The 13,575-nt window shown below is 61.9% G+C and carries 17 protein-coding genes; 1 reads left to right on the forward strand and 16 read right to left on the reverse strand.

What is annotated here, in order from left to right; genetic code table 11:
* Window positions 1-2: 2 nt before the first annotated feature.
* The 14 genes from pal to ACGLHT_RS24075 all read right to left on the reverse strand — a co-directional run bounded on the left by pal (window position 3) and on the right by ACGLHT_RS24075 (window position 11,263).
* Window positions 3-503, reverse strand: coding sequence for a peptidoglycan-associated lipoprotein Pal (pal, locus tag ACGLHT_RS24010; protein WP_003254755.1), 501 nt, complete (start codon window positions 501-503; stop codon window positions 3-5).
* Window positions 504-556: 53 nt separating this feature from the next.
* Window positions 557-1,828, reverse strand: a complete 1,272-nt coding sequence (gene tolB, locus ACGLHT_RS24015; protein WP_038408273.1) for a Tol-Pal system beta propeller repeat protein TolB — start codon at window positions 1,826-1,828, stop codon at window positions 557-559.
* A gap of 26 nt (window positions 1,829-1,854) precedes the next feature.
* The gene (gene tolA / locus ACGLHT_RS24020) at window positions 1,855-2,952 is read right to left on the reverse strand and encodes a cell envelope integrity protein TolA (RefSeq protein WP_038408274.1); all 1,098 of its coding nucleotides are present in this window, start codon (window positions 2,950-2,952) and stop codon (window positions 1,855-1,857) included.
* A complete protein-coding gene (gene tolR, locus ACGLHT_RS24025; RefSeq protein WP_003254760.1) occupies window positions 2,952-3,404 on the reverse strand; it encodes a protein TolR in 453 nt (150 codons plus the stop codon). The genes tolA and tolR overlap by 1 nt, the downstream gene beginning before the upstream one ends.
* A 14-nt stretch (window positions 3,405-3,418) precedes the next feature.
* A complete protein-coding gene (gene tolQ / locus ACGLHT_RS24030) occupies window positions 3,419-4,114 on the reverse strand; it encodes a protein TolQ (RefSeq protein WP_015271471.1) in 696 nt (231 codons plus the stop codon).
* Window positions 4,115-4,116: 2 nt separating this feature from the next.
* Window positions 4,117-4,569 (reverse strand): tol-pal system-associated acyl-CoA thioesterase, encoded by a 453-nt coding sequence (ybgC, locus tag ACGLHT_RS24035; RefSeq protein WP_015271472.1) that lies wholly within the window; start codon window positions 4,567-4,569, stop codon window positions 4,117-4,119.
* A gap of 125 nt (window positions 4,570-4,694) precedes the next feature.
* Window positions 4,695-5,741, reverse strand: a complete 1,047-nt coding sequence (ruvB, locus tag ACGLHT_RS24040) for a Holliday junction branch migration DNA helicase RuvB (protein WP_137164654.1) — start codon at window positions 5,739-5,741, stop codon at window positions 4,695-4,697.
* Window positions 5,738-6,355, reverse strand: coding sequence for a Holliday junction branch migration protein RuvA (ruvA, locus tag ACGLHT_RS24045; RefSeq protein ID WP_015271473.1), 618 nt, complete (start codon window positions 6,353-6,355; stop codon window positions 5,738-5,740). The genes ruvB and ruvA overlap by 4 nt, the downstream gene beginning before the upstream one ends.
* Before the next feature lie 109 nt (window positions 6,356-6,464).
* Window positions 6,465-6,989: a crossover junction endodeoxyribonuclease RuvC gene (gene ruvC / locus ACGLHT_RS24050; protein ID WP_274120980.1), complete on the reverse strand. Its 525-nt coding sequence runs from the start codon at window positions 6,987-6,989 to the stop codon at window positions 6,465-6,467.
* Window positions 6,990-7,174: 185 nt separating this feature from the next.
* Window positions 7,175-7,921: a YebC/PmpR family DNA-binding transcriptional regulator gene (locus ACGLHT_RS24055; protein ID WP_013973810.1), complete on the reverse strand. Its 747-nt coding sequence runs from the start codon at window positions 7,919-7,921 to the stop codon at window positions 7,175-7,177.
* A gap of 114 nt (window positions 7,922-8,035) precedes the next feature.
* On the reverse strand, window positions 8,036-9,811 hold the full coding sequence (aspS, locus tag ACGLHT_RS24060; protein WP_025340263.1) for an aspartate--tRNA ligase: 1,776 nt from the start codon (window positions 9,809-9,811) through the stop codon (window positions 8,036-8,038).
* Window positions 9,812-9,906: 95 nt separating this feature from the next.
* The gene (locus ACGLHT_RS24065; protein ID WP_003254776.1) at window positions 9,907-10,128 is read right to left on the reverse strand and encodes an FmdB family zinc ribbon protein; all 222 of its coding nucleotides are present in this window, start codon (window positions 10,126-10,128) and stop codon (window positions 9,907-9,909) included.
* Window positions 10,129-10,220: 92 nt separating this feature from the next.
* The gene (locus ACGLHT_RS24070) at window positions 10,221-10,550 is read right to left on the reverse strand and encodes a ribbon-helix-helix domain-containing protein (protein ID WP_274120979.1); all 330 of its coding nucleotides are present in this window, start codon (window positions 10,548-10,550) and stop codon (window positions 10,221-10,223) included.
* 239 nt (window positions 10,551-10,789) lie between these two features.
* Window positions 10,790-11,263 (reverse strand): Dps family protein, encoded by a 474-nt coding sequence (locus ACGLHT_RS24075; RefSeq protein ID WP_025340264.1) that lies wholly within the window; start codon window positions 11,261-11,263, stop codon window positions 10,790-10,792.
* Window positions 11,264-11,542: 279 nt separating this feature from the next.
* On the opposite strand from ACGLHT_RS24075, the gene ACGLHT_RS24080 reads away from it, so the two are divergent.
* Window positions 11,543-12,136: a cold shock domain-containing protein gene (locus ACGLHT_RS24080; protein WP_025340265.1), complete on the forward strand. Its 594-nt coding sequence runs from the start codon at window positions 11,543-11,545 to the stop codon at window positions 12,134-12,136.
* A 63-nt stretch (window positions 12,137-12,199) separates the two neighbouring features.
* Here ACGLHT_RS24080 and ACGLHT_RS24085 read toward each other — a convergent pair whose 3' ends face one another.
* Entirely contained in the window at window positions 12,200-12,406 is a 207-nt protein-coding gene (locus tag ACGLHT_RS24085; protein WP_025340266.1) for a SlyX family protein, read from the reverse strand.
* A 1-nt stretch (window position 12,407) separates the two neighbouring features.
* Window positions 12,408-12,827, reverse strand: coding sequence for an HIT domain-containing protein (locus ACGLHT_RS24090; RefSeq protein ID WP_085618004.1), 420 nt, complete (start codon window positions 12,825-12,827; stop codon window positions 12,408-12,410).
* Window positions 12,828-13,575: the final 748 nt, after the last annotated feature.

A 13,575-nucleotide genomic window follows, 5' to 3' on the forward strand; every position in this document is an offset into this window, starting at 1 on the left:
ACTTACTTACGCAGTTCTACGCGACGGTTCTGAGCCCAGGACTGCTCGTCGTTGCCAGTGGCAACCGGACGCTCTTCACCGTAGGAGACCAGTTCCAGCTGAGCAGGGGAAACGCCCTGCAGAACCAGGTAGCGCTGGACGGCCTTGGCACGACGCTCACCCAGAGCCATGTTGTACTCGCGGGTGCCGCGCTCGTCGGTGTTGCCTTCCAGGACAACGCGGTTGCCGTTGGCTTTCAGGTCCTTGGCGTGAACGTCCAGAGCGCGCATGGCTTCTGGCTTCAGGTCCGAGCTGTCGTATTCGAAGTAGAAGGTGGTGATTGCGCGCAGGGCAGCTTCTTCGCTCAGGGAGCCGTCAACAGCGCCAGTGTTGGCACCGTAGCCAGCGTTCGGATCTACGGCAGCGCCTTCGCCTGCGTTGTCACCGCCCTTCGAGGAGCAACCTACAGCTACGGCCATGGCCAGAGCCAGCGCAGCAAATTTACCAAACTTCAGCATTTCCATCGTGAAACTCCTAATGAAACCCCAGTGTGTTAAGCAAAAGTATTACGCCGCAATCAGTTCAGGTAAGGGGACCAGGACGGTTCTCTGACTTCGCCTTGAGCGGTAGGAAGTGGGAGCCTCACGCGGCCATTAAGCGACACGAGCATCAAGACTCCCCGGCCCTGCTGGCGGGTGGCGTAGATTAGCATGGTGCCGTTTGGCGCAACAGTGGGAGACTCATCAAGACTCGTTTCCGAGAGAATCTTTACACTTCCGCGTTGCAAATCCTGGGCCGCAACTTTGAAGTTGGTGAAGCCCTGCTGGCGATGGATCATCACCAGGGTCTTTTCGTCCGCCGACAGTTTCGGGTTGGCGTTGTAGTTACCCACGAAAGTTACACGCTCGGCACCACCGCCACCGACCGACTGCTTGTAGATCTGCGGCTTGCCGCCACGGTCGGAGGTGAAGTACAGGGTGTTGCCATCCTTGCCCCAGAACGGCTCGGTGTTGATGCCCGGGCCGGCGGTGACACGGCTGATCTGGCGCGAAGCCACGTTCATCACGTAGATGTCCGGGTTGCCGTCCTTCGACAGCACGAACGCCAGGCGCGTACCGTCCGGCGACCAGGCTGGCGCACCGTTCAGGCCTTCGAAGTTGGTGACCTGCTCGCGGCGACCGGTATCGATGTGCTGGACGAAGATGCGCGGGCGCTTCTGCTCGAACGAAACATAGGCGATGCGCTTGCCATCCGGAGCAAAGCGTGGCGACAGGATCGGTTCACGCGATTGCAGCAGGGTAACCGCACGTGCGCCGTCGTAGTCCGAACGCTGCAGGGTATAGCGGGTGTTGTTGGTGGAGAAGCGCTCGGCCGTCACGTACAGCATGCGGGTGGAGAACGCACCCTTGATGCCGGTGAGCTTCTCGAACGACTGGTCGGCAATGTAGTGCGCCATGTCGCGCAGCTGGTCGACGCTGCCCGCCACGCTACCGGTCAGCACCTGCTGCTCGGTGGCGACGTTGAACAGCGCGTACTGTACCTGGAGGCGACCGCCCGACGGCACGATGCTGCCGACCATCACGTACTGCGCGCCCAGCGCTTTCCAGTCACGGAAGATCACTTCGCTGGCCTGCGACGGCTGGCTGATCATGTTCTGCCGCGGAATCGGCGAGTAGTAGCCGGAGTTGCGCAGGTCGTTGCCGATGATGTCGGCCATGTCTTCCGGCAGCACGCTGCCGCCCTGCAGACCGAACGGCACTACCGCGATGGGCGTGGCCCGGTCGCTGCCGCTGGTGACCAGGATGTTCTTTTCCTCTGCCACGGCCATGCCTGCCACGCAGCACAGCATGACCAGCAGTCCTCTCAGACGTTTAATCACAACGCTAGATCCTCAGGTGTAAATGTCATCTTGAACGAACGATATTGGTTGAAATCGCTCGGCTTCATACCCTGCATCTCGGTCAGACGACCGATGTTCTTCACTGCTGCCACCGCCGAGCTGTCGTACGGGCCGTCACCACTGGACCGGGCCACGCTGACGCTGGTGATGGTACCGTCCGGCAACATGTTGATCTGCAGGACCACCGTCATGCCCTTGCGCGCGGAAGGCGGACGTGCCCAGCCCTCGGCCGCGCGCATGCGGATCAGGTCGTCGAAGTCGCCGGCCACCTGGTCACCCTGCTCGTCGGCCAGCGCCTGCTGCCGTTCGGTAGTGTCGGACAACAGCTCGGCCAGGGCCTGGGCTTTCTTGTCTTCCGCCGCCTTGCGGGCCGCTTCCTGTGCCTTTTTCTTCTGGGCATCTGCAGCGGCCTTTTTCTTGGCCTCTTCAGCTGCCTTCTTCTTCGCTTCCTCGGCTACCGCTTTCTTCTTGGCGTCCTCGGCTGCTTTCTTCTTGGCCTCTTCGGCCGCCTTTTTCTTGGCGTCCTCGGCGGCTTGTTTCTTCGCCTCTTCAGCGGCCTCTTTCTTGGCCTCTTCTTCGGCTTTTTTCTTTTCTTCCTCGGCCTTCTTCTTGGCGATGTCGGCCTGCTGCTTCTCGGCAGCCTTCTTCGCCTCTTCGGCCTTCTTGGCTTCGGCGGCTTTCTTGGCCTCGGCGGCTTCGGCAGCTGCCTCGGCTTTCTTGGCTTCGGCGGCCTCGCGAGCCTCTTCGGCCTTTTGAGCGGCGTCGGCTTTCTTTTGTTCCGCGGCCTTCACGGCCTCCTGCTCGACCTTCTTCTGTTCCAGCTGCTCGACCTCGGTCTGGCGCGAAGCGGTTTTCTTCGCTTCCCCGGCAATCTTCTGATTGGTCTGGGTGGTCGCCTGGCTCTTGGACTTGAGCTGGTACAGGGTAGCCTGGACGATCGGCTTGGATGGCGGCAGCTCAGGCGTCATGGCAAAACTGACGAACAGCAGGGCGAACACCAGCACATGCAGGCCGATGGCCCAGATACTGGGCCAGAAGTAGCTTTCCGAGGCGGATGGCTCTCGCTGTTGCATCAGGGCGCCTCGGTAATCAGGCCAACGTTACCGACACCGGCCTTCTGCAACCCGCCCATGGCACCCATGACCGCGCCATAGTCGACAGCCTTGTCGCCACGAATGAACACCTGGGTCTGCTTGCCCTGGTCACGGCCGGCGGCAATGATCTTGGTCACCGCGTCGGTCATGGCAGGCAAGGTCATGGCCTTGTCCATCTGCTTGTCGGTATCGACTTCGCTGCCGAGGTTCCAGTAGTAGGTCTTGTCGGCCTTGATGGAGATGGTGAGGATCTGGACGTTGTTGTCCTGCGGCAAGGCTTCACTGGAAACCTTGGGCAGGTCTACCTTCACGCCCTGGTTGAGCATGGGCGCCGTCACCATGAAGATGACCAGCAGTACCAGCATCACGTCGATGTAGGGCACCACGTTCATCTCGGCGACGGGCTTGCGTTTGTGGCGAACTCGGGCCATGGGCTTCTACCTGATTACTCTTCGCTGGTGTGCACTTTGCGGTGCAGGATCGCCTGGAACTCGTCGGCGAAGGTGTAGTAACGGCCGATCAGCACTTCGCTGCGGGCCGAGAAGCGGTTGTAGGCGATAACCGCCGGGATTGCCGCGAACAGGCCGATGGCGGTGGCGATCAGCGCTTCGGCGATACCCGGGGCGACCGTGGCCAGGGTGGCCTGCTGGGCGCTGGCCAGGCCGCGGAAGGAGTTCATGATGCCCCATACGGTACCGAACAGGCCGATGTAGGGGCTGGTCGAACCGACGGTGGCCAGGAACGGCAGGCTCTGCTCGAGTTTTTCTTCCTCGCGCGAGATGGCTACGCGCATGGCACGGGCAACACCCTCCATGACCGCGTCCGGGTCAACGCCCGGCTGCTGGCGCAGGCGCGAGAATTCTTTGAAGCCGGCACGGAAGACCTGCTCGACACCGGAATCCGGGTCTGGGTTGCTGCCTGCCTGGCGGTACAGCTTGGACAGGTCGATGCCCGACCAGAAGCGCTCCTCGAAGGCATCCAGCGCACGACGACCGGCGCGCAGCATGGTGCTGCGCTGGAAGATCATGACCCATGAGGTGACCGAGGCGGCCACCAGGGTCAGCATTACCAGCTGTACCAGCACACTGGCATTGCTGACCAGACTCCACATGGAGGTATGGTCGACGACGTTAGCTTCCACGCTTATTCTCCTGCATTCGATTGAGTACCCGAGCCGTCCGCCGCAAAGGCGTCACGCAGCTCCGGGGGTATGGCTCGGGGTTTGAAAGTGTCGGCGCGCACGGCGGCCACCAGGAACTGCCCTTCGCAGAGCAGCGTTTCATCCTTTTCCCGCCAGACCTGCTGCACGAAGCGCAGGCTGGCGCGATTGAGTTCAAGTACTTGCGCGGTGACCCGCAGCTCGTCGTCCAGCCGCGCCGGCGCGTGATAGCGCGCTTCGCTGGAGTGGACCACGAACAGCAGGTTGTCTTCGGCCAGCTGCGCCTGGGAAAAGCCCAGGTGCCGCAGCCGCTCGGTACGCGCGCGCTCCATGAATTTCAGGTAATTGACGTAATACACCACGCCACCGGCATCGGTATCTTCGTAATAGACGCGACAACGGTGTGCGAACGGTTCCAGGCCATTTTGCGCGCGCATACTCTAGTGCTTACTCCTCAGCTTGCCAATCCGCTGTGGCAACTGTTTTTTCTTCATTAATGTCTTATTGCCAGCGCACCCTCGGCATGCCAGCGGTAGGACCACGAAAAGCCGTTTTCGATCTGTCACTCATCGCCCGTTTCGGAAAAATCCCCACCCTCCCCCAGGCGCACGGGCACGTTCAGGCCAAAGTGCAGGTAGGCATGCCGGGTGACCACGCGGCCGCGCGGCGTGCGCATGATGTAGCCTTGCTGGATCAGGTACGGCTCGAGCACGTCCTCGATGGTGTGACGCTCTTCACTGATGGCCGCGGCCAGGTTGTCCACGCCGACCGGGCCACCGTCGAACTTCTCGATCATGGTCAGCAGCAGGCGGCGGTCGGAGTGGTCGAAACCGCGCTCGTCGACGTCCAGCAGGTTGAGCGCCATGTCGGCCACGGCCTTGGTGATCTGGCCCTTGCCGCGCACTTCGGCGTAGTCGCGCACGCGGCGCAGCAGGCGGTTGGCGATACGTGGCGTGCCACGGGCGCGGCGGGCGATCTCGTAGGCACCCTGGTCTTCGATGGCCAGGCCGAGGATGCCGGCGGAACGGCTGACGATGGTGGCCAGGTCCTTGTCGCTGTAGAACTCCAGACGCTGGACGATACCGAAACGGTCGCGCAGCGGGTTGGTGAGCATGCCGGCACGGGTGGTGGCACCGACCAGGGTGAACGGCGGCAGGTCGAGCTTGATCGAACGGGCCGCTGGCCCTTCGCCGATCATGATGTCGAGCTGGAAGTCCTCCATCGCCGGGTACAGCACCTCTTCGACGACCGGTGACAACCGATGGATCTCGTCGATGAACAGCACATCGTGCGGTTCGAGGTTGGTCAGCATGGCCGCGAGGTCGCCCGGGCGCTCGAGGATGGGCCCCGAGGTACTCTTGACCGACACGCCCATTTCCTGGGCGATGATGTTGGCCAGGGTGGTCTTGCCCAGGCCGGGCGGGCCGAAGATCAGCGTATGGTCGAGCGACTCGCTGCGGCCACGGGCGGCCTGGATGAACAGCGCCATCTGCTCGCGCACCACCGGCTGGCCGATGTACTCGTCCAGCCGCAGCGGACGGATCGCACGGTCCTGGACTTCTTCACGGTCGCGGCCACTGGCGGCGATCAGGCGGTCGGCTTCGATCACTTGGTAATCATCCCTTTCAGGCTGCGGCGGATCAGCTCCTCACTGCTCAGGCCGGCCTTGTCCTTGATCGCGGCGATCGCCTTGCTGGCTTCCTGCGGCTTGTAGCCCAGCGAAACCAGGGCGCTGACGGCATCGGCTTCGGCCGTGGATGCGCTGGCGACCGGCAGCGGCCCGTCGGAGACCAGGGTGAACATGGCCGGGGACGTTTCCCAAGCCTTGAAGCGGTCCTTGAGCTCGACCAGCAGGCGTTCGGCGGTTTTCTTGCCAACACCGGGCACGCGCACCAGGGCCGAGGTGTCCTGAGCCTGCACGCAGCGCACCAGCTCGTCCACTTCCAGCCCGGACATCAGCGCCAGGGCCAGCTTCGGCCCTACGCCATTCAGGCGGATGAGTTCGCGGAACAGTTCGCGCTCGCGCTTTTCGGCAAAACCGTAGAGCAAGTGAGCATCCTCGCGCACCACCAGGTGGGTGTGCACGGTTACGGGTTCGCCCACCTTGGGCAGACGGTACAGCGTGGTCATGGGAACTTCCAGTTCGTAACCTACGCCGTTGACGTCGATAATCAGGTGCGGCGGCTGTTTTTCCGCCAGGGTGCCGCGCAAACGTCCAATCACGTTCCGATCCTTCCTCTCGGGTAGCCGGTCAAAGACCGCTCAACCCTATCAGCAAATGCAGCGGGTGAACGCATCACCCGAACAAAATGTGTATCAGCGCATGAAGCGCCTACAGACGCAAGCGCCCGCCGCGTCGCCTTGCCGTGGCCAGGCCATGCGGCACCAGGCTGGAGCGGGTATGGGCATGGCACAGGGCGATGGCCAGGGCGTCGGAGGCGTCGACCTGCGGCTTTTGCGTCAGTTTCAGCAGGTGCATGACCATCATCATCACCTGCTCCTTGTTGGCCCCACCGGTACCGGCTACCGCCTGCTTGACCTGGGTGGCGCTGTATTCGGCGATTTCCAGGCCGGCTTCGGCGGCGGCGACGATGGCCGCGCCACGGGCCTGGCCGAGCTTGAGCGCCGAGTCGGCGTTACGGGCCATGAACACCCGTTCGATGCCCATGGTTACCGGGCCGTGCTGGGCGATGATTTCACCCACGCCACGAAAAACGATCTGCAACCGCTCGTGCAGCTCGCCGCTGCCGGTGCGGATGCAGCCCGACGCCACGTACTCGCAACCACGGGCGGTCTGGCGTACCACGCCATAGCCGGTGATGCGCGAGCCGGGGTCGATACCAAGAATCAGAGTCATAGTGCCTGTCGAAAAATTGATGCATCTCTGCAAACTGTACCGGCCCTTTCGCGGGTAAACCCGCTCCCACAGGTACTGCACCGACTCTGAATGTGGTGCAGTACCTGTGGGAGCGGGTTTACCCGCGAAAGGGCCGGTACAGGCGCTGACAAACTTGAAGAACTGGCATGGATCGCCAGGACACCTTAGCCGAGGTTTTCCATGATCTCATCGGAAATCTGGGCATTGGAGTAGACGTTCTGCACGTCATCCAGGTCTTCGAGCATGTCGATCAGCTTGAGTACTTTCTCGGCACCGTCCTGGTCGAGTTCGGCGCTGGTGGTCGGCTGCATGACGATTTCCGCGTCAGCGGCCTTGAAGCCCGCCTCTTCCAGGGCATTGCGCACGGCGTAGAAGCTGTTGAACGAGGTGAACACGTCGAACGAGCCGTCGTCGTTGGCCACCACGTCATCGGCATCGGCTTCCATCGCCGCTTCCATCAGCGCGTCTTCTTCCACGCCCGGGGCAAAGCTGATCTGCCCCTTGCGCTCGAACAGGTAGGCCACCGAACCGTCGGTACCCAGGTTGCCACCACACTTGGTGAAGGCATGACGCACGGCAGCGGCGGTACGGTTGCGGTTGTCGGTCATGGCCTCGACCATGATCGCCACGCCACCCGGGCCGTAACCTTCGTAGCTGAGCTCTTCGACGTTGTCGCTTTCGTTGGTGCCGGCACCACGGGCCACGGCACGATCGATGATGTCGCGGCTCATGTTGGCGCCCAGGGCCTTGTCCAGCGCCAAACGCAGGCGCGGGTTGGATGCCGGGTCAGCACCACCCTGCTTGGCAGCGACCGTCAGTTCGCGGATCCACTTGGTGAAGATCTTGCCTCTCTTGGCATCCTGGCGCTCTTTGCGGTGCTTGATGTTCGCCCACTTGGAATGACCAGCCATAACGACTCCGAATCCTTTGAATCACAAACAGCCCCGCCCCTGTACGGGGCGGGACGGGAAATTGCCTGCGCCGAAACGCAAAGGCGCATCCATGTGGATGCGCCCGGGGACTGCTTACTCGACCTTGGTCTGTTCGCGCAGTCGGATGTGCAGCTCGCGCAGGGCCTTGGCGTCGACCATGCCAGGGGCCTGGGTCATGACGCACGCGGCGCTCTGGGTTTTCGGGAAGGCGATCACTTCACGGATCGACTGGGCGCCGGTCATCAGCATGACCAGGCGGTCCAGGCCGAAGGCCAGGCCACCGTGAGGCGGTGCACCGAACTTCAGGGCGTCGAGCAGGAAGCCGAACTTCTCTTCCTGTTCTGCCGCCTCGATGCCCAGCAGGCGGAACACGGCCTGCTGCATCTCTTTACGGTGGATACGGATCGAACCACCACCCAGTTCGGTACCGTTCAGGACCATGTCGTAGGCACGGGACAGGGCCACGGCCGGGTTGGCCTCGAGCTCTTCCGGGGTGCACTTCGGCGCGGTGAACGGGTGGTGCAGCGCGGTGAAGCTGCCGTCTTCGTTCTCTTCGAACATCGGGAAGTCGACCACCCACATCGGTGCCCACTCGCAGGTCAGCAGCTCGAAGTCGTGGCCCAGGCGGATACGCAGCGCGCCCAGGGCTTCGCTGACCACCTTGAACTTGTCGGCACCGAAGAACACGATGTCGCCGTCAACGGCGCCAACGCGGTCGAGGATGGTGTTGAGGTTGGCCTCGGGGATGTTCTTGACGATCGGCGACTGCAGGCCTTCGACGCCCTTGGCGCGCTCGTTGACCTTGATGTAGGCCAGGCCCTTGGCACCGTAGATGCCGACGAACTTGGTGTACTCGTCGATCTTGCTGCGCGGCATGCTGGCGCCGCCTGGCAGGCGCAGGGCGGTAACGCGGCACTTCGGATCGTTGGCCGGGCCGGCGAACACCTTGAAGTCGACGTCCTTGAGCTGGTCGGCAACGTCGACCAGTTCCAGCGGAATACGCAGGTCCGGCTTGTCGGAGCCGTAGCGGCGCATGGCCTCTTCGAAGGTCATGTGCGGGAATTCGCCGAATTCCAGGTCCAGCACTTCCTTGAACAGCTTGCGGATCATGCTTTCGGTCAGGCCCATGATCTCGCTTTCATCGAGGAAGCTGGTCTCGATGTCGATCTGGGTGAATTCCGGCTGGCGGTCGGCACGCAGGTCTTCGTCACGGAAGCACTTGGCGATCTGGTAGTAGCGGTCGAAGCCGGCGACCATCAACAGCTGCTTGAACAGCTGCGGCGACTGCGGCAGGGCGAAGAAGCTACCGGCGTGGGTACGGCTAGGCACCAGGTAGTCACGGGCGCCTTCCGGGGTGGCACGGGTCAGGATCGGCGTCTCGACGTCGAGGAAGCCGTTCTCGTCGAGGAAGCGACGGATGCTGCTGGTGATGCGCGAACGCAGGCGCAGCTTGTCGGCCATTTCCGGGCGACGCAGGTCGATGAAGCGGTAGCGCAGGCGGGTTTCCTCGCCGACGTCGGAGTATTCGTTCAGCGGGAACGGCGGGGTTTCCGCTTCGTTGAGCACGTTCAGCTGGTAGCCGAGGATCTCGATGGCGCCGGAAGCCATGTTGGCATTCACCGCACCTTCAGGGCGCTTGCGGACCTTGCCGGTGATCTGCACGACGTATTCGCTGCGCACGCGGTCGGCAGCGGCGAAGGTTTCGGCGCGATCCGGGTCGAACACGACCTGGGCCATGCCTTCGCGGTCACGGATGTCGAGGAAGATCACCCCGCCGTGGTCGCGGCGACGATGGACCCAGCCGCAAAGGGTGACTTCCTGGCCGTCCAGGCTCTCGTTCAGTTGGCCGCAATAATGGCTGCGCATCATGATGGTGGTTTCGCTTCTCGTGATTCGTGTATTCGGTGGAGGCCTTGGCCGCCCGCAGAGGGCTAATACTGCAAGACCCGGTCACAGCATTCAACTCAGTCGGCCTTGTCGCCGCCTGCCAGATTCTTTTTCGCCCCGGTCTTGAAGTCGGTTTCGTACCAACCGTTACCGCTCAGGCGGAAGCCTGGCACCGACAGCAGCTTTTTCAGCGCCGGCGCCTGGCAGGCCGGGCAATCGGTCAGCGGCGCGGCGCTGATCTTCTGCAGCACTTCCATGCGGTGCTCGCAGGATGCACATTGATAGTCATAAAGGGGCATGGGTGTCTCTCGTCAACCACAACGCTGGCTGCCGGGGCAGCAAAAAGCGGGATTATATATGGTTAGCAAGCACTGCGCAGCCCGCCAGGCGATCAGCGCACACTTGGCGGGTCCAGCAGCCAGGCGACGCAGATCACCCTGATCAGCCCGCTGAAGTTGCGCACCCCACCCTGGCGCAGGTGAACCTCGCGGTCCACGTAGGACAGCACCGCGCTGACCGAGCAGCGGTTGGCCGCGGCGATGCGCTCCAGGATGCCCCAGTAGACGGCCTCCAGCCGCAGGCAGGTGGAAAAGCCGTTGAGCCGCACCGAGCGTGACACCGGCTGGATCTGCAACATGTCGAAATCCGCCTTGAACGGGTCGATGCACTGTTTACCCGGCCAACGCCCCTGGCCAGCCACACGTTTGCTTGCTTGCATCATGCGCCACACTTCCTCGTCACAGGTACCAGGTGGCCTATGAAGCGCTGATGGGCGAGCTTAAAGCAGCGGCAAAATCTTCCCGCACAAAATTGCGCAGGACCTGTAGGAGCGGCCTTGTGTCGCGATGGGCTGCGAAGCAGCCCCAGGGTTTGAGTGCAATTGCACAAATTGCCGGGGCTGCTTCGCAGCCCATCGCGACACAAGGCCGCTCCTACAAGGGCCGGTACAGCGCTGGGTATCTACTTGCCGTCGAGCAGCACCCGCAGCATCCAGGCGGTTTTCTCGTGCACCTGCATGCGCTGGGTCAGCAGGTCGGCGGTCGGCTCGTCACTGACCTTGTCCACCACCGGGAAGATGCTGCGCGCGGTACGCACCACGGCTTCCTGGCCCTGGACCAGCTGGCGGATCATCTCGTCGGCAGGCGGCACCCCTTCTTCCTCCTTGATCGAGGAGTGCCGCGCATAGAATGCATAAGCCCCCGGCGCCGGAAAGCCCAGGGCGCGAATGCGCTCGGCGATCGAGTCGACCGCCAGCGCCAGTTCGTTGTACTGCTCTTCGAACATCAGGTGCAGGGTGCGGAACGACGGACCGGTGACGTTCCAGTGGAAGTTATGGGTTTTCAGATACAGCACGTAGGTATCCGACAACAGGCGGGACAGCCCATCGACGATGGACTTGCGATCTTCTTCACTGATACCGATATCGATTGCCATGAAGTTCCCCTTTCCATAAGGCTTGAGACCCAAGCAGGTGACGACCACTGTAGCAACACTTGGTACACGCCGCATGTGACATGGCGCAACACATCGCCCGTCGCGGCCTGCGGTTTGAGTAGCCTGCGGCTTTACTGTTAAATAGGCATGGTGCCACCCGTGCGGATTGTCATTGCCGGGTGCATAGGCTGGCCTGCCACGTGTTCGCGCTCTACACCTCATGCGCACCGTGCTGCCAGCTCTTCCTGTGATCGGCCTTATCAACTGTGAGCCAACCCCATGTTCAAGATCGTCCATCTGGTGACGGGCGTGGCAGCCTTGCTGCTATCGCTCATACCCAGCCTGAAAACCGATGCGACCCCCTTCCTGCAACAACCCGACGCGGTCTACCTTGCCCTGCTCGGCCTGCTCAACCTGGTGCTGGCCCCGGTCGTGCCACTGTACTACCGCGGCGCGCGGCAGCAGTTGCAGCACCTGGCGTGCGCCCTGCTGGTGGTGGCCGTGGTGCTGCAGACCCTGACACTGCTGGCCCGCCCGGAAATGGGCAACCTGGCCGCACTGGTCTGCGCGGCGCTGGCCGTGGCCGTGCACCTGGCCGTGGGCTTTGCCCGCATCCCGCGCAAGGCACGCGCCAGTCAGCACGCGGCGCAGGATGCCGGCAATCGTGATACCGGTACCGTGAAGTGGTTCAACACGTCCAAAGGCTTCGGCTTCATCTCCCGCGACTCGGGCGATGATATCTTCGTGCACTTTCGCGCCATTCGCGGCGAAGGCCACCGCATCCTGGTGGAAGGCCAGCGCGTGGAGTTTTCCGTGATGCACCGCGACAAGGGCCTGCAGGCCGAGGATGTGGTTGCGGTAACCCGCCGCTGATCCAACTTGTCGAAACCATCCCCTGCAGGAGCGGGCATGCCCGCTCCTGCAGGGGTTCAGGTATCAATAATGAGGCGGTGGCGCCTCGTCCCCTTCGCTGCCGTACTGGCCAACCATCTCTTCGTAACGCTTGATCAGCTCGGCCATCTGCAACTGCAGCCGCTCGATCACCCGCCCCTGTTCAACCACCACGTCATTCAGTGCCTGGATGGTGTCATCCTGGAACGCCTGGCGTGTTTCCAGTTCGACCACTCGCGATTCAAGCGACATGTCAGGCCTCCTGGTAGCCGGCGAGCTGCAGCCCGCTCAGGCGCTGGCGAATGGCTTGCACCTGGTCGTCGGTGTAGGCCACCGCCGGGCACTTGCCCCACACCGGTGCCGGCCAGGCGGCGTCGTCGCGCTGGCGCACGATCACGTGCATGTGCAACTGGCTGACCACATTGCCCAGGGTGGCCACGTTCATCTTGTCGGCGCTGTAGCTGGCTTTCAGCGCTTCGGCCAGGCTGGTGGTTTCCTGCCACAACTGCTGCTGCTCCGCAGCATCGAGCTCGAACAGTTCGCTGATGCCGGCGCGCTTGGGCACCAGGATGAACCATGGATAGTTGGCATCCTTGCTCAGCAGCAACTGGCACAGCGCAAACTCCCCCAGCACCAGCGAATCCTGCTGCAAACGCGAATCGAGGACGAACACGGCAAATCTCCTTCAGGCAGAACCAACCCGCGTCACGCGGAAAACAGGCCTGCAAGGATACCCTGCACGTTCCCGGTAACACAGCGCTACTTTTCGCACCAAAATGAGGCCGCCCGTACACCTCGCACCACACTTGCCACCCCAAAGGTGACGCTGCATGAACAAGTTGCGGTAACACATTGACTTTCATGACAGCTTTTCAAATTTTAATGATTCTTGACTGTGACACCCCGTCAGGCGGCTCCCGCCCCGTGTTTACGGCACTTTCCGACCCCCGGTAGCAGGTTTTGTGAAAATTTCATGAAGCGTTGCGAATTTTGAGCACGCTTGTTGCATTCCTTTCACGCCAAGTCGGCACGACATCTGCATCGACAGGTGTACGCGACAAATAACAACAGCGGCATTGGTTACCAGGGAGTTTCCCCAACCGGAATCGGTAGTTACAGGTTCGTTACGGTGAAAGAAACAGCGCTGGTGTTGTACGGCCCTTAAACCGGGGCGTGATTTGCGACATGGAAATACTTAAAAGCGACATGGTGAAAAAGTTCCGAAAAGGATGTTTATACCCATATCGCCAACAACAGTCAGCGTGCTATACATTTTCGCCGACATAACAAGAAAGAGCTGCCCCATATAACTAAAACACTTGGACGCAGCGGTACTCTTCCTAAGGAAGGTCTGAAGTAACCCTGTATTTCCGGTCGACTTCAGCCCTTGCTGCTTTTGAAAGCGGGCCGTCGATCAAAAT

It is taken from the genome of Pseudomonas sp. PsB, assembly GCF_043658375.1.
Taxonomy (GTDB): Bacteria; Pseudomonadota; Gammaproteobacteria; order Pseudomonadales; family Pseudomonadaceae; genus Aquipseudomonas; species Aquipseudomonas putida_Z.

Coding starts and splice junctions, on each gene's coding strand:
- tolB (WP_038408273.1), bottom strand. CDS start 1,828: ATGCTGTGCTGCGTGGCAGGCATGGCCGTGGCAGAGGAAAAGAACATC.
- ruvC (WP_274120980.1), bottom strand. CDS start 6,989: ATGACTCTGATTCTTGGTATCGACCCCGGCTCGCGCATCACCGGCTAT.
- ACGLHT_RS24065 (WP_003254776.1), bottom strand. CDS start 10,128: ATGCCCCTTTATGACTATCAATGTGCATCCTGCGAGCACCGCATGGAA.
- ACGLHT_RS24080 (WP_025340265.1), top strand. CDS start 11,543: ATGTTCAAGATCGTCCATCTGGTGACGGGCGTGGCAGCCTTGCTGCTA.
- pal (WP_003254755.1), bottom strand. CDS start 503: ATGGAAATGCTGAAGTTTGGTAAATTTGCTGCGCTGGCTCTGGCCATG.
- ACGLHT_RS24055 (WP_013973810.1), bottom strand. CDS start 7,921: ATGGCTGGTCATTCCAAGTGGGCGAACATCAAGCACCGCAAAGAGCGC.
- ACGLHT_RS24070 (WP_274120979.1), bottom strand. CDS start 10,550: ATGATGCAAGCAAGCAAACGTGTGGCTGGCCAGGGGCGTTGGCCGGGT.
- aspS (WP_025340263.1), bottom strand. CDS start 9,811: ATGATGCGCAGCCATTATTGCGGCCAACTGAACGAGAGCCTGGACGGC.
- tolR (WP_003254760.1), bottom strand. CDS start 3,404: ATGGCCCGAGTTCGCCACAAACGCAAGCCCGTCGCCGAGATGAACGTG.
- ybgC (WP_015271472.1), bottom strand. CDS start 4,569: ATGCGCGCGCAAAATGGCCTGGAACCGTTCGCACACCGTTGTCGCGTC.
- tolA (WP_038408274.1), bottom strand. CDS start 2,952: ATGCAACAGCGAGAGCCATCCGCCTCGGAAAGCTACTTCTGGCCCAGT.
- ACGLHT_RS24075 (WP_025340264.1), bottom strand. CDS start 11,263: ATGGCAATCGATATCGGTATCAGTGAAGAAGATCGCAAGTCCATCGTC.
- ACGLHT_RS24085 (WP_025340266.1), bottom strand. CDS start 12,406: ATGTCGCTTGAATCGCGAGTGGTCGAACTGGAAACACGCCAGGCGTTC.